The 18,950-nt window shown below is 58.9% G+C and carries 16 protein-coding genes and 2 rRNA genes; 8 read left to right on the top strand and 10 right to left on the bottom strand.

What is annotated here, in order from left to right:
* Together ACIOWA_RS06565 and rrf are read left to right on the top strand one after the other, a co-directional pair.
* Positions 1–2,545: ribosomal RNA gene (locus tag ACIOWA_RS06565) — 23S ribosomal RNA — on the top strand; the annotation flags it as partial.
* A gap of 151 nt (positions 2,546–2,696) precedes the next feature.
* Positions 2,697–2,812 (top strand): 5S ribosomal RNA (gene rrf / locus ACIOWA_RS06560).
* A 175-nt stretch (positions 2,813–2,987) separates the two neighbouring features.
* Here the strand turns inward: rrf and ACIOWA_RS06555 are convergent.
* Complete coding sequence (locus tag ACIOWA_RS06555) at positions 2,988–3,704, bottom strand: response regulator transcription factor (protein WP_339432316.1); 717 nt, start codon at positions 3,702–3,704, stop codon at positions 2,988–2,990.
* 167 nt (positions 3,705–3,871) lie between these two features.
* Between ACIOWA_RS06555 and ACIOWA_RS06550 the strand changes: the two genes are divergently transcribed.
* Entirely contained in the window at positions 3,872–5,404 is a 1,533-nt protein-coding gene (locus ACIOWA_RS06550; RefSeq protein WP_401158858.1) for an ATP-binding protein, read from the top strand.
* A gap of 167 nt (positions 5,405–5,571) precedes the next feature.
* Here ACIOWA_RS06550 and ACIOWA_RS06545 read toward each other — a convergent pair whose 3' ends face one another.
* The 4 genes from ACIOWA_RS06545 to glyQ all read right to left on the bottom strand — a co-directional run bounded on the left by ACIOWA_RS06545 (position 5,572) and on the right by glyQ (position 9,982).
* The gene (locus ACIOWA_RS06545; protein WP_339432318.1) at positions 5,572–6,351 is read right to left on the bottom strand and encodes a lysophospholipid acyltransferase family protein; all 780 of its coding nucleotides are present in this window, start codon (positions 6,349–6,351) and stop codon (positions 5,572–5,574) included.
* An 82-nt stretch (positions 6,352–6,433) separates the two neighbouring features.
* Entirely contained in the window at positions 6,434–6,973 is a 540-nt protein-coding gene (gmhB, locus tag ACIOWA_RS06540; RefSeq protein WP_401158856.1) for a D-glycero-beta-D-manno-heptose 1,7-bisphosphate 7-phosphatase, read from the bottom strand.
* 4 nt (positions 6,974–6,977) lie between these two features.
* Positions 6,978–9,032 carry a glycine--tRNA ligase subunit beta gene (gene glyS, locus ACIOWA_RS06535; protein ID WP_401158854.1) on the bottom strand — a complete coding sequence of 685 codons (2,055 nt, stop codon included), beginning with the start codon at positions 9,030–9,032 and terminating at the stop codon, positions 6,978–6,980.
* On the bottom strand, positions 9,029–9,982 hold the full coding sequence (gene glyQ / locus ACIOWA_RS06530) for a glycine--tRNA ligase subunit alpha (RefSeq protein WP_034152298.1): 954 nt from the start codon (positions 9,980–9,982) through the stop codon (positions 9,029–9,031). Before glyQ ends, glyS begins: the two co-directional genes overlap by 4 nt.
* Before the next feature lie 81 nt (positions 9,983–10,063).
* Between glyQ and tag the strand changes: the two genes are divergently transcribed.
* The 3 genes from tag (at position 10,064) to ACIOWA_RS06515 (ending at position 11,873) form a co-directional block, all read left to right on the top strand.
* Positions 10,064–10,621 (top strand): DNA-3-methyladenine glycosylase I, encoded by a 558-nt coding sequence (gene tag / locus ACIOWA_RS06525; RefSeq protein ID WP_339432321.1) that lies wholly within the window; start codon positions 10,064–10,066, stop codon positions 10,619–10,621.
* Between the two features lie 40 nt (positions 10,622–10,661).
* Positions 10,662–11,549 carry a lysophospholipid acyltransferase gene (locus ACIOWA_RS06520; protein WP_339432322.1) on the top strand — a complete coding sequence of 296 codons (888 nt, stop codon included), beginning with the start codon at positions 10,662–10,664 and terminating at the stop codon, positions 11,547–11,549.
* A gap of 84 nt (positions 11,550–11,633) precedes the next feature.
* A complete protein-coding gene (locus ACIOWA_RS06515) occupies positions 11,634–11,873 on the top strand; it encodes a PilZ domain-containing protein (RefSeq protein WP_339432323.1) in 240 nt (79 codons plus the stop codon).
* A gap of 1 nt (position 11,874) precedes the next feature.
* Here ACIOWA_RS06515 and ACIOWA_RS06510 read toward each other — a convergent pair whose 3' ends face one another.
* From ACIOWA_RS06510 to def, 5 genes are all read right to left on the bottom strand, one after another.
* Positions 11,875–12,189 (bottom strand): tetratricopeptide repeat protein, encoded by a 315-nt coding sequence (locus ACIOWA_RS06510; protein WP_339432325.1) that lies wholly within the window; start codon positions 12,187–12,189, stop codon positions 11,875–11,877.
* 140 nt (positions 12,190–12,329) lie between these two features.
* Positions 12,330–13,706 (bottom strand): Trk system potassium transporter TrkA, encoded by a 1,377-nt coding sequence (gene trkA / locus ACIOWA_RS06505; RefSeq protein ID WP_221732233.1) that lies wholly within the window; start codon positions 13,704–13,706, stop codon positions 12,330–12,332.
* Between the two features lie 22 nt (positions 13,707–13,728).
* Complete coding sequence (gene rsmB / locus ACIOWA_RS06500) at positions 13,729–15,039, bottom strand: 16S rRNA (cytosine(967)-C(5))-methyltransferase RsmB (RefSeq protein ID WP_401158851.1); 1,311 nt, start codon at positions 15,037–15,039, stop codon at positions 13,729–13,731.
* Positions 15,036–15,995 (bottom strand): methionyl-tRNA formyltransferase, encoded by a 960-nt coding sequence (gene fmt, locus ACIOWA_RS06495; RefSeq protein ID WP_339432327.1) that lies wholly within the window; start codon positions 15,993–15,995, stop codon positions 15,036–15,038. The genes rsmB and fmt overlap by 4 nt, the downstream gene beginning before the upstream one ends.
* A 57-nt stretch (positions 15,996–16,052) precedes the next feature.
* On the bottom strand, positions 16,053–16,559 hold the full coding sequence (gene def / locus ACIOWA_RS06490) for a peptide deformylase (RefSeq protein WP_339432328.1): 507 nt from the start codon (positions 16,557–16,559) through the stop codon (positions 16,053–16,055).
* A gap of 159 nt (positions 16,560–16,718) precedes the next feature.
* Here def and ACIOWA_RS06485 point away from each other — a divergent pair, with 159 nt between their 5' ends.
* Both ACIOWA_RS06485 and dprA read left to right on the top strand, forming a co-directional pair.
* Positions 16,719–17,744, top strand: coding sequence for a LysM domain-containing protein (locus tag ACIOWA_RS06485; RefSeq protein ID WP_339432329.1), 1,026 nt, complete (start codon positions 16,719–16,721; stop codon positions 17,742–17,744).
* An 80-nt stretch (positions 17,745–17,824) separates the two neighbouring features.
* Positions 17,825–18,925, top strand: coding sequence for a DNA-processing protein DprA (dprA, locus tag ACIOWA_RS06480; RefSeq protein ID WP_401158849.1), 1,101 nt, complete (start codon positions 17,825–17,827; stop codon positions 18,923–18,925).
* The last annotated feature ends 25 nt before the right edge of the window (positions 18,926–18,950 follow it).

The raw sequence follows: 18,950 nt of genomic DNA, 5'->3' as shown, positions 1-18,950 counted from the left end.
TCAATGAAATCGAGTAGGACGGAGCACGAGAAACTTTGTCTGAATATGGGGGGACCATCCTCCAAGGCTAAATACTACTGACTGACCGATAGTGAACTAGTACCGTGAGGGAAAGGCGAAAAGAACCCCGGAGAGGGGAGTGAAATAGATCCTGAAACCGTATGCGTACAAGCAGTGGGAGCCCACTTTGTTGGGTGACTGCGTACCTTTTGTATAATGGGTCAGCGACTTATTTTCAGTGGCGAGCTTAACCGAATAGGGGAGGCGTAGCGAAAGCGAGTCTTAATAGGGCGTCTAGTCGCTGGGAATAGACCCGAAACCGGGCGATCTATCCATGGGCAGGTTGAAGGTTGGGTAACACTAACTGGAGGACCGAACCGACTACCGTTGAAAAGTTAGCGGATGACCTGTGGATCGGAGTGAAAGGCTAATCAAGCTCGGAGATAGCTGGTTCTCCTCGAAAGCTATTTAGGTAGCGCCTCATGTATCACTGTAGGGGGTAGAGCACTGTTTCGGCTAGGGGGTCATCCCGACTTACCAAACCGATGCAAACTCCGAATACCTACAAGTGCCGAGCATGGGAGACACACGGCGGGTGCTAACGTCCGTCGTGAAAAGGGAAACAACCCAGACCGTCAGCTAAGGTCCCAAAGTTATGGTTAAGTGGGAAACGATGTGGGAAGGCTTAGACAGCTAGGAGGTTGGCTTAGAAGCAGCCACCCTTTAAAGAAAGCGTAATAGCTCACTAGTCGAGTCGGCCTGCGCGGAAGATGTAACGGGGCTCAAACCATACACCGAAGCTACGGGTATCACCTTCGGGTGATGCGGTAGAGGAGCGTTCTGTAAGCCTGTGAAGGTGAGTTGAGAAGCTTGCTGGAGGTATCAGAAGTGCGAATGCTGACATGAGTAACGACAATGGGTGTGAAAAACACCCACGCCGAAAGACCAAGGTTTCCTGCGCAACGTTAATCGACGCAGGGTTAGTCGGTCCCTAAGGCGAGGCTGAAAAGCGTAGTCGATGGAAAACAGGTTAATATTCCTGTACTTCTGGTTATTGCGATGGAGGGACGGAGAAGGCTAGGCCAGCTTGGCGTTGGTTGTCCAAGTTTAAGGTGGTAGGCTGGAATCTTAGGTAAATCCGGGATTCCAAGGCCGAGAGCTGATGACGAGTCATCTTTTAGATGACGAAGTGGTTGATGCCATGCTTCCAAGAAAAGCTTCTAAGCTTCAGGTAACCAGGAACCGTACCCCAAACCGACACAGGTGGTTGGGTAGAGAATACCAAGGCGCTTGAGAGAACTCGGGTGAAGGAACTAGGCAAAATGGCACCGTAACTTCGGGAGAAGGTGCGCCGGTGAGGGTGAAGGACTTGCTCCGTAAGCTCATGCCGGTCGAAGATACCAGGCCGCTGCGACTGTTTATTAAAAACACAGCACTCTGCAAACACGAAAGTGGACGTATAGGGTGTGACGCCTGCCCGGTGCCGGAAGGTTAATTGATGGGGTTAGCTAACGCGAAGCTCTTGATCGAAGCCCCGGTAAACGGCGGCCGTAACTATAACGGTCCTAAGGTAGCGAAATTCCTTGTCGGGTAAGTTCCGACCTGCACGAATGGCGTAACGATGGCGGCGCTGTCTCCACCCGAGACTCAGTGAAATTGAAATCGCTGTGAAGATGCAGTGTATCCGCGGCTAGACGGAAAGACCCCGTGAACCTTTACTATAGCTTTGCACTGGACTTTGAATTTGCTTGTGTAGGATAGGTGGGAGGCTTTGAAGCGTGGACGCCAGTTCGCGTGGAGCCATCCTTGAAATACCACCCTGGCAACTTTGAGGTTCTAACTCAGGTCCGTTATCCGGATCGAGGACAGTGTATGGTGGGTAGTTTGACTGGGGCGGTCTCCTCCTAAAGAGTAACGGAGGAGTACGAAGGTGCGCTCAGACCGGTCGGAAATCGGTCGTAGAGTATAAAGGCAAAAGCGCGCTTGACTGCGAGACAGACACGTCGAGCAGGTACGAAAGTAGGTCTTAGTGATCCGGTGGTTCTGTATGGAAGGGCCATCGCTCAACGGATAAAAGGTACTCCGGGGATAACAGGCTGATACCGCCCAAGAGTTCATATCGACGGCGGTGTTTGGCACCTCGATGTCGGCTCATCACATCCTGGGGCTGAAGCCGGTCCCAAGGGTATGGCTGTTCGCCATTTAAAGTGGTACGCGAGCTGGGTTTAGAACGTCGTGAGACAGTTCGGTCCCTATCTGCCGTGGACGTTTGAGATTTGAGAGGGGCTGCTCCTAGTACGAGAGGACCGGAGTGGACGAACCTCTGGTGTTCCGGTTGTCACGCCAGTGGCATTGCCGGGTAGCTATGTTCGGGAAAGATAACCGCTGAAAGCATCTAAGCGGGAAACTTGCCTCAAGATGAGATCTCACTGGAACCTTGAGTTCCCTGAAGGGCCGTCGAAGACTACGACGTTGATAGGTTGGGTGTGTAAGCGCTGTGAGGCGTTGAGCTAACCAATACTAATTGCCCGTGAGGCTTGACCATATAACACCCAAGCAATTTGCGCTTGAAAGCCAGATTGCGGTGTGTGAAGACGAAACGAACCGAAAGTTCGATGTTCACAAAACACCGACAGCTGTCACATACCCAATTTGCTGAAGCGAGGCCAACAGGTCACGAGTCAGTACCCGAATTTCTTGACGACCATAGAGCGTTGGAACCACCTGATCCCATCCCGAACTCAGCAGTGAAACGATGCATCGCCGATGGTAGTGTGGGGTTTCCCCATGTGAGAGTAGGTCATCGTCAAGATTAAATTCCGAAACCCCAATTGCGAAAGCAGTTGGGGTTTTGTTTTTTGGCTCGAAAAAGCTTCCTTAGAGTAACTGTCCGGTCACCCACTCCTGATCGTTCTCCAAATTAGCCAGGATAGTAGACACCATTTTTTAGTGCGCACTATCTTGGAGGTAGGGTAGCGTTCGAACGCTTACTTCGCTATCGACACACTTTCTAACCGATATCCATAACCGTAAATTGTCAGCAGTTGCCAACCCCGATCCGCTGTGAGTCCTAGCTTGTTGCGCAGGCGATAAATGTGGGTATCCAGAGGTCTCGAGGAAGCCACTTCTTCATGGGGCCAGAAGCGCTCGTAAAGATAGTCGCGTGATAACGGCCGACCGAGATTGCTGAACAGACAGCGCGCCAACCGATATTCGCGCTCCGTCATAACGATCGCCTTGCCTTCGCGGGTGACGCTCAGTTCGGCGTCATCGAAGGTCAAATCATTGAAGCAGCGGACTTCAGTAGCGGCTGTACGTTGCAGACTGTGTCGGCGCAGTACCGCAGCAACTCGAGCCTTCAGTTCGTTGGGGCGAAACGGTTTGCTGACATAGTCATCAGCTCCCGCATTCAACGCCTGGACGATATCGCTTTCTCCGTCGCGACTGGTAAGCATGATCGCGGCCGGTGGTGCTTCCATGTGTTCGCGGGTCCAGCGCAAAAGGGCCAGGCCGGAGAGGTCGGGGAGTTGCCAGTCGAGGATTAGCAGGTCGAAGGTTTCCCGGCGTAACTGTCGCAGCAGGTCTTCGCCACGTTCGAAGCTGTGCAGTGACCATGGCTGGTCTCCGACTTCAGCCATTTGTTGCAGGGTTTGTTCGACCCGGCGCAGTTCGGCGGGCTCGTCGTCCAGTATTGCAACGCGCATACGCGGTTCTTCCCTGTTGCTGGGGCGGTGGGGTGTCGACAATACCGGCTCGCCCATCGCTATGAAAGTATGCGGCCGCCATTGGTCGACGTCCGCTATGATTCTCCGTTCTACGTCTTCAGACCTGTGGCCTATGAAACCATTCACCTACCCCTGCCGTTTTTCCCATGAATGATCGGCGTCGGTACGAAAGTCGTGAACCCAGCCAAGTGCAGCGACTGTTTCGACAGTTGGTACGCGAGTGGTTGTGGATAAGTCTAGTGCTGTTGCCGCTGACTGCATTGCTGTCCTATCGCGCGCAGATCAACCTGCACGCAGCGGGCCCCGGGGGGGGAGCGATGCTGTCGGTGGGCATGGTGGCGTTTGTGTTGGGTTTGCTGCTTTGGCGTCCGCGCTGGGCGCTCTGGATAACGCTGACAGGCATGGCGTGTGCGCTGACGGCCAGTGCCGGGCTCGCTGAAATGCGACGTTGGTGGTCGCCGACACCTGCGGTACTGGGCATGTTGTTCGGCTATTTGATCTGGAACTGGCGACGTCTGAGCGTGGTGTTGACCTATTTCGGTTGGGAGTTGGCGCGGTTGGACAGCGAGCCGAAAGTCTTTCCCGAACGACGCCGCACACAACTCACCGGCGCCGATCGATTGCAGGGCCAGATCATGGCGCTTGAGCAAGCCATGAGCCGCACCCGTGATACCCGGCGTTTTATCGCTGACGGCCTGGAATACCTGCCGGTCGCGACACTGATCAGCGATCCAAAGGGGCAAATCCTGCTGGGCAATCGAAAGGCTCGCCATCTCTTCGAAAATCAACTGGTGGGCGACGATATCCTCGTTCAACTGGCGCGCCTCGGATATCCAGAGTTGTCTACCGAGCCACACCCACTGTTGTCCGCGCTGCCACTGTTGGAGTTCAGAGATCACAAGGAACGCAGTCTGCGCCTGGAACGTGCGGCACTGCTGCCGGTGGACGGTGACACGCCCATCGGCTGGCTGTTGAGCCTGACAGATCTGAGTGCTGAACGCGCGGCGGAAGAACAGCGCGGTGTGTTGCTGCGCTTTCTCTCCCATGATCTGCGTGCTCCGCACTCGGCGATTCTTGCGTTGCTCGACGTCCACAGTCATCAGGCTGGTGCTGACTCGCCGTTGTTTGAACAGATTGAGCGTCAGGTCCGTCGCGCTCTGGATCTGACCGATGGCTTCGTGCTGCTGGCGCGCGCCGAATCCGAGGCCTATCAGTTTCAGCCAACGTTGTTCGCGATGTTGGTGCTCGACGTGCTGGATCAGGTCTTACCCATTGCCCAGCAAAAACGCATCGATGTGTTTCACGACATGGATGAGCAATCTCAGGAGCGGCTGATACAGGCCGACCAGGGGTTGCTGACCCGTGCCTTGTTCAACTTGCTGGAAAACGCGATCAAATACAGCCCGGCGGATAGCCGGATCGCGCTGCGTGTCAGTTGTGGCGGCGAATGGCTGCAGTGTGAGTTGACCGATCAGGGCAAGGGCATTGCCGCGCAGGAACTGCCGGATTTGTTCAGTCAGTACCGGCGTTTTTCATCCGCCCAAGGCATTGATGGTGTAGGCCTGGGCCTGTCGATGGTCAAGGCTGTGGTCGATCACCATGGTGGCCGCATCGAGTGCCGCAGCGTGGTTGATCAGGGCACCACGTTTGTCCTTGAGTTGCCGCTGATCCCTGAGTAAACAGATACAAAAAACCGGCTATATCAGCCGGTTTTTTTACATCCGAAAAAAACTTATGCACCATTTACGGCGTTTTATGAGCTTGTGAAATATATAAGTAAATCAATCTCTTATATTGAATATTCAAGCTTTTTCAACAAAACCGTACACAGGTTATCCACAAAATCTCAGACAGCCATTTGATCGCTGGCGGCGGGGGCTTGTGGGGCCGGTGGCAGTGAACCCATGTCGCGCTGGGTCTTCTCGTTCCACGCTTGCACACGGTCATTGAGTTCGGCGATGGCGCGGGGGCCAGTACCTTCGGCATACATCGGCTCGCCGATGACCACCGTGATCACACCGGATTTTTTCCCCCAGCCGATTTTCGGCCAGAATTTGCCGGCATTGTGTGCAATCGGCAGCACCGGAAGTGCAGCATTTACCGCCAAAGCGCTGCCACTGCGGGAGAACTTGCCGACAGTGCCAAAAGGAACGCGTGTACCTTCAGGGAAGATCAGCACCCAAACGTTGTCCTTGAGCAGTTCATCACCTTTGGCCGCGACTTGTTTAAGCGCGGCTTTCGGGTTGTCGCGATCGATTGCGATCGGCCGCAGCATCGCCATGGCCCAGCCGAAGAACGGCACGTAAAGCAGTTCGCGCTTGAGCACCTGGCTCAGCGGCGAGAAATACGCGGAGAGAAAGAACGTCTCCCAAGTGCTCTGGTGGTTCGATTGAATCACGCAGGGCTGGTCAGGCACGTTTTGCGCGCCTTTGATTTCGTAACGGATACCCAGAAACACCTTGGTTAACCACAAGGCGCAACGGCACCAGTACACGTTGATAAAACGATAACGCGCCTTGAATGGCAGAAAGGGCGCGATGAAAAAGCTCAGGCTGCACCACAGCAAGGAGGTGGTGCCCAGCAGCAGGTAAAAGAGGAAGATTCTGATGGCCCGCAGTATCGACATGGCGACGTTTACCGTTACGGGCAATGCCCGACTGTTCAAGCGCACTCCCGATCAATCCCTGGTCAGGAATTTCAGAAGTACTCTAGTTGTGGATAAGTTCTGCGGCAATTGCCGCTAGATCGTCAAAAATCAGAGTGCCAACCGGCAGGGTTTTGCCCTGAGTCTTTTCGCCTTTCCCGGTCTTTACCAAAACGGGTTGTGAATCGACGGCTTTGGCGGCCTCCAGGTCACCAAGGCTGTCACCGACGAACCAGACATGGGTCAGTTCGATGTTGTAATGCGCCGCGATGGTTTTCAACATCCCCGGTTTAGGTTTGCGGCAATCGCACCCCTCGTCCGGCCCATGCGGGCAATACACGATCAAACCGACCTCGCCACCCTGCTCCGCCACCAGTTCGCGCAAGCGCGTGTGCATGGCGTCGAGGGTGGCGTGGTCGTAGTAGCCGCGAGCAATGCCTGACTGGTTGGTGGCGACCGCCACCGTCCAGCCGGCCTTGCTCAACTGCGCAATCGCCTCGATCGAGCCGGGCAAAGGAATCCACTCCTCCACCGACTTGATGTAAGCGTCGGAGTCGTAATTGATCACTCCGTCACGATCGAGAATCAGCAGTTTCAACAGCAATCCCTCAACCCAGCAGCGAAATGTCGGCCACGCCCAGGAACAGGCCACGCAGTCGCGCCAGCAGCGCGTAACGGTTGGCCCGCACATTGGCGTCTTCGGCATTGACCATCACGGCGTCAAAGAACGCATCCACCGGTTCACGCAATGCCGCCAGGCGTGCCAGCGATTCGTTGTACTGACGCGCGGCGGCCATTGGCTGTACAGCCTGATCCGCTTGCTGGATCGCCGAATACAGCGAGAACTCGTTGGCATTGTCGAAGTACTTGGCCTGCACCTCAGTCGGTACAGCGCCTTCAAGCTTGCTCAGCAAGTTGGAAACACGCTTGTTGACCGCCGCCAGCGCTGCCGCCTCCGGCAGTTTGCGGAAGGCCTGAACCGCTTGTACACGCTGGTCGAAGTCCAGCGCCGAACCTGGCTTCAGGGCACGTACGGACAGGTAGGTCGCCACGTCCACGCCTTCGTCTTCGTAACGCGCACGCAGACGGTCGAAGATGAATTCCAGCACGGAGTCGTTGAGGCCGGCAGCCTTGACCTTGGCACCGAACGCATTCACGGCGAAGGCCACGGCGTCGTTCAGGTCCAGATCCAGTTGTTTCTCGATCAGGATGCGCAGCACGCCGAGAGCCGCACGGCGCAGGGCGTACGGGTCTTTGCTGCCGGTTGGCAGCATGCCGATGCCAAAGATGCCGACCAGCGTGTCCAGTTTGTCAGCGATCGCGACGGCTGCACCGGTCAGGGTCGCCGGCAGTTCAGCACCGGCGCCGCGTGGCATGTACTGCTCGTTCAGTGCCAGCGCGACATCTTCCGGCTCGCCGTCATTGAGGGCGTAGTAGTAGCCGGCGACACCTTGCATCTCCGGGAACTCGCCGACCATTTCGGTGGCCAGGTCGCACTTCGACAGCAGGCCAGCGCGGGCAGCCCACGACGCGTTGCCGCCGATGCGTGCGGCGATATAAGCCGCCAGTTTCGAAACGCGCTCGGCCTTGTCGTAGACGCTGCCGAGTTTTTCCTGGAACACCACGTTCTTCAGGCGATCGTTGAAAACTTCGAGTTTCTGCTTCTTGTCTTGCTTGAAGAAGAACTCGGCGTCGGTCAGGCGTGGGCGAACCACTTTCTCGTTACCGGCGATGATCTGCTGTGGGTCTTTGCTTTCAATGTTGGCGACGGTGATGAAGCGTGGCAGCAACTTGCCGTCGGCATCCAGCAGGCAGAAATACTTCTGGTTGTCCTGCATGGTGGTGATCAGTGCTTCCTGCGGCACGTCCAGGAAACGTTCCTCGAACGAGCACACCAGCGGCACCGGCCATTCAACCAGTGCGGTCACTTCGTCGAGCAGTGCCGGCGGAACGATTGCCGTGCCTTCCTGACGGGTGGCCAGCTCTTCAGTGCGCTTGCTGATGATCTCGCGACGCTCGTGGGCATCGGCCAATACATAAGCGGCGCGCAGGTCGGCCAGGTAGCTCGACGGCGAGCCGATGCGAACGCTTTGCGGGTGGTGGAAGCGGTGACCACGAGAGTCACGGCCAGCCTTCTGCGCGAGGATGGTGCAGTCGATGACCTGGTCACCGAGCAGCATCACCAGCCATTGGGTCGGACGCACGAACTCTTCCTTGCGCGCACCCCAACGCATGCGTTTCGGGATTGGCAGGTCGTTCAGCGAATCTTCGACGATGGTCGGCAGCAGGCTCGCGGTCGGCTTGCCGGCGATGTTCTGGCTGTAGCGCAGTTTTGGGCCGCTCTGGTCGATTTCGCTCAGATCGACGCCGCACTTCTTGGCAAAGCCCAAGGCTGCTTGCGTTGGATTGCCTTCAGCGTCGAACGCCGCCTGACGTGGCGGGCCGTCCAGGTTGATACTGCGATCCGGCTGCTGGGTGGCCAGCGCGGTGATCAATACAGCCAGACGACGCGGCGCGGCGTAGACGGTTTTCGTCTCGTAGCTCAGGCCGGCGGCTTGCAGGCCCTTGTCGATACCGGCGAGGAACGCGTCGGCCAAAGTGTTCAGGGCTTTGGGTGGCAGTTCTTCGGTGCCCAGTTCAACCAGAAAATCTTGCGCACTCATTGTGCAGCCTCCAGCTTGGCCAGTACTTCGTCACGCAGGTCCGGGGTCGCCATCGGGAAGCCTAGCTTGGCGCGAGCCAGCAGGTAGGCTTGCGCAACGGAACGCGCCAGGGTGCGCACGCGCAGAATGTATTGCTGACGCGCGGTCACCGAGATCGCCCGGCGCGCGTCCAGCAGGTTGAAGGTGTGCGAGGCCTTCAACACCATTTCGTAGCTCGGCAACGGCAGCGGCTGGTCGAGTTCGATCAGGCGCTTGGCTTCGCCTTCATAGAAGTCGAACAATTCGAACAGTTTGTCGACGTTGGCGTGTTCGAAGTTGTAAGTGGATTGCTCCACTTCGTTCTGGTGGAACACGTCGCCGTAGGTCACTTTGCCCATCGGGCCGTCAGCCCAGACCAGGTCGTAGACCGAGTCCACGCCTTGCAGGTACATGGCCAGACGTTCCAGACCGTAGGTGATCTCGCCGGTCACCGGGTAGCACTCGATGCCGCCCGCTTGCTGGAAGTAGGTGAACTGAGTGACTTCCATCCCGTTGAGCCAGACTTCCCAGCCCAGACCCCAGGCGCCGAGGGTCGGCGATTCCCAGTTGTCTTCGACGAAGCGAATGTCGTGGACCAGTGGGTCCAGGCCGACATGCTTGAGGGAGCCCAGGTACAGCTCCTGGAAGTTGTCCGGGTTCGGTTTCAGGACTACCTGAAACTGATAGTAGTGCTGCAGACGGTTCGGGTTTTCGCCGTAGCGGCCGTCAGTTGGACGGCGACTTGGCTGCACGTAGGCGGCGTTCCAGGTTTCCGGGCCGATGGCGCGCAGGAAGGTCGCGGTGTGGAAAGTGCCGGCGCCTACTTCCATATCGTAGGGCTGAAGTACCACACAACCTTGCTCGGCCCAGTATTGCTGGAGCGCGAGGATCAAGTCTTGGAAGGTACGCACGGCTGGCGTAGGCTGGCTCACGAAATTCACCTGTTTCTTGGGCTGCGATTTAAAGAGCGGGAGTATACCCGATTCGTTGCTGCGCACGCCCCCTGGAGCCTTATGCCACGCTGCTTTTGGTGTACCGAAGATCCGCTGTACATGGCTTATCACGATCAGGAGTGGGGCACGCCGCTACGCGATGCGCAGGGTTTGTTCGAGTTGCTTTTGCTCGAAGGGTTCCAGGCCGGGCTTTCCTGGATCACCGTACTGCGCAAACGCGAGCGTTATCGCCAGGTGTTGTTCGGCTTCGACGTCCAGCGCGTCGCGCAGATGACTGACGCCGAAATCGACGAATTGATGCGCGATCCGGGGATCATCCGCAACCGCCTCAAACTCAATGCTGCCCGGCGCAATGCCCAGGCGTGGCTGGCGCTGGAGAACCCGGTGGAGTTTCTCTGGTCGTTCGTTGGCGACCAATCAATCGTCAATCACTTCAAGGATCGCAGCGAAGTCCCGGCCATCACCCCCGAAGCGCTGGAGATGAGCAAAGCCCTGAAAAAGGCCGGGTTCACGTTCGTCGGCCCGACCATTTGCTACGCGCTGATGCAGGCCTCGGGCATGGTCATGGATCACACGCAGGACTGCGACCGCTACGCGCAACTCGTCAACGGCGGTTAGAATGGCCGCCTCGCGCACAGCACAAGATCAGGAGTGACCTGTGGAAAAGTTTAAAGGCGCCTTGCTGGTAGGCGCTCTGCGGCTGTTTGCCCTGCTGCCATGGCGGGCGGTGCAGGCCGTGGGTTCGGCGATCGGCTGGATCATGTGGAAAACCCCCAACCGTTCACGCGACGTGGTGCGGATCAACCTCGCCAAGTGTTTTCCTCAGATGGACCCGGCTGAGCGTGAACGTCTGGTCGGCCAGAGCCTGAAAGACATTGGCAAGTCCCTGACCGAAAGCGCCTGCGCCTGGATCTGGCCAGCCCAGCGTTCCATTGATCTGGTGCGCGAAGTCGAAGGCCTCGACATCCTCAAGGATGCACTGGCCTCGGGTAAAGGCGTGGTCGGTATCACCAGCCACCTGGGAAACTGGGAAGTGCTCAACCACTTCTATTGCAGCCAGTGCAAACCGATCATTTTCTACCGTCCGCCCAAGCTCAAGGCTGTGGATCAATTGCTGCGCAAACAGCGCGTGCAGTTGGGCAACAAAGTCGCCGCTTCCACCAAAGAAGGCATCCTCAGCGTCATCAAGGAAGTGCGCAAAGGTGGTGCGGTGGGCATTCCGGCCGACCCGGAACCGGCCGAATCCGCCGGGATCTTCGTGCCGTTCTTCGCCACTCAGGCGCTGACCAGCAAATTCGTACCGAACATGCTTGCTGGCGGCAAAGCGGTTGGCGTGTTCCTGCATGCACTGCGTCTGCCCGATGGTTCCGGCTACAAAGTGATCCTCGAAGCCGCGCCCGACGCCATGTACAGCACCGATACCGAGACGTCCTGCGCGGCCATGAGCCAAGTGGTCGAGCGTTATGTGGCGGCGTATCCGAGCCAGTACATGTGGAGCATGAAGCGTTTCAAGAAACGTCCACCGGGCGAGGAGCGCTGGTACTGAGGCGTTGGAGATCATGATTGGCATGATCTGTGGATAACTTCACCTCCAGGGTTATCCACAACCGTTCATTCAAGGGCGCAGCAGATGTCCGAACACCGCAAATCATTGCGTATCAAGATCAGTCACGACAGCTTTGGCGAATGCCTTGGGCAAACGCGCAACCTGTCGCCTACCGGGGTGTATGTCCAGCATTCGCGTTTGGCGTCATTGCCCAAGGGCGCGGTGGTTTACGGGCAGGTGCAGGATTTACCCACAGGCGCGCCACGAGTGCGGATGGAAGTGGTGACGGTGGATGCCGACGGGATCGGCTTGCGCTATCTGTAGATCATTGCGCCTGACGATCGAGCTTCTTCAGAAACACCGTCATTTCCTTCTCGGCCTGCTTGTCGCCATGGGCGCGGGCCGCTTCCAGACCTTGCTCCCAGGCGTGGCGTGCGGCGGCGCTATCGCCGAGCGCCAGTTGCGCCTTGCCCAACAGTTTCCACGCCGCCGAATATTTCGGATCGAAACCGACACAGCGCTCAAAGTGCTCGGCAGCCTTGGCGTTCTCTCCCAGGTCCAAGTATCCCTTACCCAGGCCAAAGCGCAGCAGGGCGTTATCCACACCCTTGGCGAGCATTTTTTCCAGGGATTGGAGCATTTGTGGATTCCTTTCTGTGGAGTGTCAGGTGTTGCTGGGGGTTAGTGAGGCCGCCTTCGCCAGCAAGCCCCACCACTGGAATGCATTCCCCTGTGGGAGCGAGCTTGCCCGCGAAGAGGCCTGTGCTGTTACCGCCACACTCAGAAGAAGCTCAATCCGACGTGGAACAACTTCTCCACATCCCGGATATGCTTTTTATCCACAAGGAACAGAATTACATGGTCACCCGCTTCGATCACGGTGTCGTCGTGGGCGATGATCACTTGTTCATTGCGGATGACGGCGCCGATGGTGGTACCCGGTGGCAGGCCGATTTTATCGATGGGCTTGCCGATCACCTTGCTTGATTTGGCGTCACCGTGGGCAATCGCCTCGATGGCCTCCGCCGCACCGCGACGCAATGAGTGAACGCTGACGATATCGCCACGGCGCACGTGGGCCAGCAAGGTACCGATGGTCGCCAGTTGCGGGCTGATGGCGATGTCGATGTCGCCGCCCTGGATCAGATCGACATAAGCCGGGTTGTTGATGATCGTCATCACTTTCTTAGCCCCCAGCCGTTTGGCCAGCAGCGACGACATGATGTTGGCTTCGTCATCGTTGGTCAGGGCGAGGAAGATATCGGCGTCGGCGATGTTCTCTTCCAGCAGCAAGTCGCGGTCCGACGCGCTGCCCTGCAGCACCACGGTGCTGTCGAGGGTGTCGGAGAGATAGCGGCAACGTGCCGGGCTCATCTCGATGATCTTCACCTGATAACGGCTTTCGATGGCCTCGGCCAAGCGTTCGCCGATCTGCCCGCCACCGGCGATGACGATGCGTTTGTAGGTTTCGTCGAGACGGCGCATTTCACTCATCACCGCGCGAATATCCTCACGCGCAGCGATGAAGAAGACTTCGTCATCGGCTTCGATCACCGTGTCGCCCTGAGGCAGGATCGGCCGGTCGCGGCGGAAAATCGCTGCCACACGGGTCTCGACATTCGGCATGTGTTCACGCAACTGGCGCAGTTGCTGACCCACCAGCGGCCCGCCGTAATACGCACGCACGGCCACCAGTTGCGCCTTGCCCTCGGCGAAGTCGATCACCTGCAAGGCGCCGGGATGCTGGATCAGGCGCTTGATGTAATTGGTGACCACTTGCTCGGGGCTGATCAGCACGTCGACCGGAATCGCTTCGTTCTGGAACAGTTGTTCCTCGCGGGCCAGGTAAGACGCTTCGCGCACCCGGGCGATTTTGGTCGGGGTGTGGAACAGCGTGTGGGCGACCTGGCAGGCAACCATGTTGGTTTCGTCGCTGTTGGTCACCGCAACCAGCATGTCGGCGTCGTCCGCGCCGGCCTGACGCAGCACCGACGGCAGCGAGCCACGGCCCTGAATGGTGCGGATGTCGAGGCGGTCGCCGAGGTCGCGCAGGCGCTCGCCGTCCGTGTCGACCACCGTGATGTCGTTGGCCTCGCTGGCCAAATGTTCGGCCAGCGAACCGCCGACCTGTCCTGCACCGAGGATGATGATTTTCATCCAGTCACTCCGTTGAATCCGTTTAGCCGCGAGAGGCAGCGATCTTGATCAGCTTGGCGTAGTAGAAACCGTCATGGCCACCCTGCTGGGCCAGCAATTGGCGACCATGGGGCTGCTTGATCCCGGCCGTCGTTGCCAGATCGAGTTCCCGTGCGCCCGCCGTGCGTTCGAGGAACGCGGCAATCACTTCGGTGTTCTCGGTCGGCAAAGTCGAGCAAGTGGCGTAGAGCACAATGCCGCCGACTTCGAGGGTTTTCCACATTGCGTCGAGCAACTCGCCTTGCAGTTGCGCCAGAGCCGCGATGTCGTCGGCCTGGCGGGTCAGTTTGATGTCCGGATGGCGGCGGATGACGCCTGTGGCCGAGCACGGTGCGTCGAGCAGGATGCGCTGGAACGGTTTGCCGTCCCACCATACTGCCGTTTCGCGACCGTCGGCGGCGATCAGTTCGGCGCTCAGCCCCAACCGTTCAAGGTTCTCTCTGACTCGCACCAGACGCTTGGCTTCCAGATCCACCGCCACCACGCCAGCCAGCGCAGGTTCGGCCTCAAGGATGTGGCAGGTCTTGCCTCCCGGGGCGCAGCAGGCATCGAGCACCCGCTGGCCCGGAGCGAGGTCAAGCAAGTCGGCGGCCAGTTGCGCCGCTTCGTCCTGCACGCTGATCCAGCCATCGGCAAAACCCGGCAGGCTGCGCACGTCGGCGGCGGCTTCGAGGACGATGCCGTCGCGGCTGTAAACGCACGGTGTCGCCGCGATACCGGCGTCAGTCAGCAACCCCAGGTAGGCGTCGCGACTGTGATGACGGCGATTGACCCGCAGAATCATCGGCGGATGCGCGTTGTTGGCTTCGCAGATCGCTTCCCACTGCTCGGGCCAGAAAGCTTTCAGGGATTTTTGCAGCCAGCGGGGGTGGGCGGTACGCACCACCGGATCACGCTCCAGTTCGGCGAAAATCGTTTCGCTCTCGCGTTGCGCGTTACGCAGCACGGCGTTGAGCAAACCCTTGGCCCAAGGCTTTTTCAGCTTGTCGGCGCACCCTACCGTTTCACCGATGGCGGCGTGGGCCGGCACACGGGTGTAGAGCAGTTGGTAGAGCCCGACCAGCAGCAGCGCCTCGACATCGGCGTCGGCGGCCTTGAAGGGTTTCTGCAGCAGTTTTTCCGCCAGCGCCGACAAGCGTGGCTGCCAGCGCGCTGTGCCGAACGCCAGATCCTGAGTGAAGCCGCGATCGCGATCCTCGACCTTGTCCAGTTGTGTCGGCAGGGAACTGTTCAGCGAGGCTTTGCCACTCAGTACCGCGGCGAGTGCCTTGGCGGCGGCCAGACGCGGGTTCATTGCGCGGCCACCGCAGCGCCCAGCACGGTGCCGACGGCGAATTTCTCGCGACGGCTGTTGAACAGGTCGCTGAAGTTCAGCGCCTTGCCGCCGGGCAATTGCAGACGGGTCAGGCACAGTGCCTGTGCGCCGCACGCGACGATCAAGCCGTCCTTGCTGGCGCTGAGGATGGTGCCCGGTGCGCCGTTGCCTTCGGCGAGCGTCGCCGCCAGCACTTTCAACGCTTCACCGTTGAGGGTGCTGTGGGTGATCGGCCATGGATTGAAGGCGCGGACCAGACGCTCCAGCTCAACGGCCGGGCGGCTCCAGTCGATGCGCGCTTCGTCCTTGTTGAGTTTGTGCGCGTAGGTGGCGAGGTCATCGTTCTGCACTTCGCCTTCCAGCGTTCCGGCAGCGAGACCGGCAATCGCCTGCACCACGGCCGGTGGGCCCAGCTCGGCGAGACGGTCGTGGAGACTGCCGCCGGTGTCTTCGGCGCTGATCGGTGTGACGACCTTGAGCAGCATCGGCCCGGTGTCGAGGCCCGCCTCCATGCGCATCACGGTCACGCCACTTTCGGCATCGCCCGCTTCCACGGCTCGCTGAATCGGCGCTGCACCGCGCCAGCGTGGCAATAAGGAGGCGTGGCTGTTGATGCAGCCCAGGCGCGGAATATCCAGCACCACTTGCGGCAGGATCAGGCCGTAGGCGACCACCACCATCAAGTCCGGCTTCAGCGCGGCGAGTTCAGCCTGAGCGTCAGCGTTGCGCAAAGTCGGCGGCTGCAACACCTGGATATTATTTTCCAGCGCTAGCTGTTTAACCGGGCTCGGCATCAGTTTTTGCCCGCGACCGGCCGGACGATCCGGTTGGGTGTAGACCGCAACGATCTCGTAAGGGCTGCTCAGCAAGGCCTTGAGGTGTTCAGCGGCGAATTCAGGTGTACCGGCAAAAACGATGCGCAGTGGCTCAGTCATGGAAGGCGTCTCATAAAAAGAAAAAGGCTTGCCGCAGCAAGCCTTTGAAGAGGGGCATCAAGCGTTCTGGCGATGCAGCTTTTCCAGTTTCTTCTTGATCCGGTCGCGTTTGAGCGTGGACAGGTAATCGACGAACAATTTGCCGTTGAGGTGGTCGCATTCGTGCTGGATGCACACGGCGAGCAGGCCTTCGGCGATCAGCTCATAGGGCTTGCCGTCGCGGTCCAGCGCCTTGATCCTGACCTTCTGCGGGCGGTCGACGTTTTCGTAGAAACCCGGCACCGAGAGGCAGCCTTCCTGATACTGATCCATTTCTTCGGTCAGCGATTCGAACTCGGGGTTGATGAATACCCGTGGTTCGGTGCGGTCTTCGGAAAGGTCCATCACAACGATACGTTGGTGCACGTTGACCTGGGTCGCGGCGAGGCCGATGCCCGGCGCTTCATACATTGTTTCAAACATGTCATCGACCAACTGACGCACTTCGTCGTCCACTACGGCCACAGGCTTGGCGATAGTACGCAGACGCGGGTCCGGAAATTCGAGGATGTTTAAAATGGCCATAGGCTGATTGCTGCACGTATTGAGTAAAGTCGGGTCGATGGCCTGGCAGGTCCGAAGATGCAGGCTACCGTTGTGAAGCGTAGCTAATGCAGTTTGCAGTAGCGAGCCACGGGGGCTCTGACGGTTCACGCGAACGCACATGATAAAGGGATTCGCTGCATGAGGAAAACACTACTCGCCCTGCTGCTTCTGGCTTCGGCCGGCGTGGCGCAAGGGCAAGTGCAACTCAGGGATGGTTTTCCACAGCAATACACGGTGGTTTCGGGGGATACCCTCTGGGATATCTCCGGCAAATACCTGCGTGAGCCCTGGCAATGGCCACTGTTGTGGCGGGCCAATCCGCAAATTGAAAACCCCAACCTGATCTACCCCGGCGACACGCTGACGCTCAATTACGTCAACGGCCAGCCGCAACTGACCCTCAACCGTGGCGAGTCACGGGGCACGATCAAGCTGTCGCCACGAATTCGCACCAGCCCGGTGGCCGAGGCGATTCCGAGCATCCCACTGAAATCGATCAACAGTTTTCTGCTGAGCAACCGCATCGTCGACAAGGTCGAGGACTTCGACAAGGCGCCGTACATCGTTGCCGGTGATGCCGAACGGGTGCTCAGCGGCACCGGAGACCGCATCTTCGCTCGCGGCCATTTCGACCCGAACCAGCCGGTTTACGGGATTTTCCGCCAGGGCAAGGTCTACACCGATCCGCAGACCAAGGAGTTTCTGGGGATCAACGCCGACGACATCGGTGGTGGTGAAATCGTTGCCACCGAAGGCGACGTCGCCACCCTCGCCCTGCAACGCACCACTCAGGAAGTGCGCCTCGGCGACCGTTTGTTCAGCGGCGAAGAGCGTTCGATCAATTCGACCTTCATGCCCAGCGCCCCGGCCAGCAACATCAACGGGGTGATCATCGACGTGCCCCGCGGCGTCACCCAGATCGGTGTGATGGACGTGGTCACCCTGAACAAGGGCAAACGCGATGGTTTGGCCGAAGGCAATGTGCTGGTGGTGATGAAAACCGGGGAAACCGTGCGTGACCGCATCACCGGCCAACCCTTGAAAATTCCCGACGAACGCGCCGGATTGCTGATGGTGTTCCGCACCTACGAAAAGCTCAGCTACGGCCTCGTGCTCAACGCATCGCGCTCGCTGGCGGTGCTCGACAAGGTGCGCAATCCGTAAGCGTGCCCAACAAGTTACCAACAGAGTTATCCACAGCTTGTTCCGAATGGTTCGGGGCTTATAACGATCAAGGATGATCCATGATGATGTCTGTCTGTACGCCCGTTTCCCCGGCGGAACTGGAAGCGCGCCTGCGCCTGCACCGCTTGCCGGAAATCGGCCCGAAGCGGTTTGCCAAATTGCTCGAAGCCTTCGGCTCGGCTTCCAAAGCCATCAGCGCCCCGGCCAGCGCCTGGCGCTCGCTGGGTTTGCCAGCGGCATGCGCTGAAGCGCGGCGCTGTCCTGAAGTGCGCGAGGGCGCCAGTCATGCAATGCGCTGGCTAGAGCGCCCAGGTCAGCATTTGCTGATGTGGGATCAACCGGATTACCCGGCCTTGTTGGCACAGATTCCCGATCCGCCACCGCTGCTGTTCGTGGCTGGCGATCCGCTTATTCTGGAGAAACCGCAACTGGCGATGGTGGGCAGTCGACGCGCTTCGCGTCCGGGAATGGACACAGCGGCGGCGTTTTCCCGCAGCCTCGCCGGGGCCGGTTTTGTCATCAACAGTGGCTTGGCGTTGGGTATTGATGCCGCCGCGCATCAAGCGGCACTGGACGTGGGAGGGCAGACGGTCGGCGTGCTTGGCACGGGTCTGGAAAATTTTTATCCACAGCGCAATCGGCGACTGGCTGACGCAATGATTGCCTCGGGCAGCGCGGTGCTTTCGGAGTTCCCGCTGGACGCCGGACCGAGCGCGAGCAACTTCCCGCGACGTAACCGGATCATAAGTGGCTTGTCCCTTGGTGTATTGGTGGTGGAGGCAAGTGTCGCCAGTGGTTCGTTGATCACCGCGCGGCTGGCGGCGGAGCAGGGGCGCGAGGTTTACGCCATTCCTGGCTCCATTCATCACCCCGGTGCGCGGGGTTGTCACCAGTTGATCCGCGATGGCGCGGTGCTGGTGGAAACCATCGAACATATTCTTGAAGCGCTGCGTGGCTGGCAGCGTCTACCGATATCCACCGACACCCCGAAAACCGATCACCCACTGCTGCGCCTGCTCCACGCGGCGCCACACACCAGTGAAGCCTTGGTCGCCAGCAGCGGCTGGGCTTTGCCCAAAGTGCTGGCGGCACTGACCGAACTGGAAATGGACGGCCGTGCAGTGTGTGAAAACGGTCGCTGGTTGGCGAGGACACGCTAGGTTTTACAGGGAAGATCGGTAAACT

Source organism: Pseudomonas sp. NPDC087614, from assembly GCF_044743485.1.
GTDB classification, from domain to species: domain Bacteria; phylum Pseudomonadota; class Gammaproteobacteria; order Pseudomonadales; family Pseudomonadaceae; genus Aquipseudomonas; species Aquipseudomonas baetica_A.
Note: the sequence above shows the minus strand (reverse complement) of the source record. Positions and strands in the feature narration are given on the sequence as shown.

Coding starts and splice junctions, on each gene's coding strand:
- dprA (WP_401158849.1), top strand. CDS start 17,825: ATGATGATGTCTGTCTGTACGCCCGTTTCCCCGGCGGAACTGGAAGCG.
- trkA (WP_221732233.1), bottom strand. CDS start 13,706: ATGAAAATCATCATCCTCGGTGCAGGACAGGTCGGCGGTTCGCTGGCC.
- def (WP_339432328.1), bottom strand. CDS start 16,559: ATGGCCATTTTAAACATCCTCGAATTTCCGGACCCGCGTCTGCGTACT.
- ACIOWA_RS06545 (WP_339432318.1), bottom strand. CDS start 6,351: ATGTCGATACTGCGGGCCATCAGAATCTTCCTCTTTTACCTGCTGCTG.
- rsmB (WP_401158851.1), bottom strand. CDS start 15,039: ATGAACCCGCGTCTGGCCGCCGCCAAGGCACTCGCCGCGGTACTGAGT.
- ACIOWA_RS06485 (WP_339432329.1), top strand. CDS start 16,719: ATGAGGAAAACACTACTCGCCCTGCTGCTTCTGGCTTCGGCCGGCGTG.
- ACIOWA_RS06555 (WP_339432316.1), bottom strand. CDS start 3,704: ATGCGCGTTGCAATACTGGACGACGAGCCCGCCGAACTGCGCCGGGTC.
- glyS (WP_401158854.1), bottom strand. CDS start 9,032: ATGAGTGCGCAAGATTTTCTGGTTGAACTGGGCACCGAAGAACTGCCA.
- ACIOWA_RS06510 (WP_339432325.1), bottom strand. CDS start 12,189: ATGCTCCAATCCCTGGAAAAAATGCTCGCCAAGGGTGTGGATAACGCC.
- ACIOWA_RS06515 (WP_339432323.1), top strand. CDS start 11,634: ATGTCCGAACACCGCAAATCATTGCGTATCAAGATCAGTCACGACAGC.
- ACIOWA_RS06550 (WP_401158858.1), top strand. CDS start 3,872: ATGAATGATCGGCGTCGGTACGAAAGTCGTGAACCCAGCCAAGTGCAG.
- fmt (WP_339432327.1), bottom strand. CDS start 15,995: ATGACTGAGCCACTGCGCATCGTTTTTGCCGGTACACCTGAATTCGCC.
- tag (WP_339432321.1), top strand. CDS start 10,064: ATGCCACGCTGCTTTTGGTGTACCGAAGATCCGCTGTACATGGCTTAT.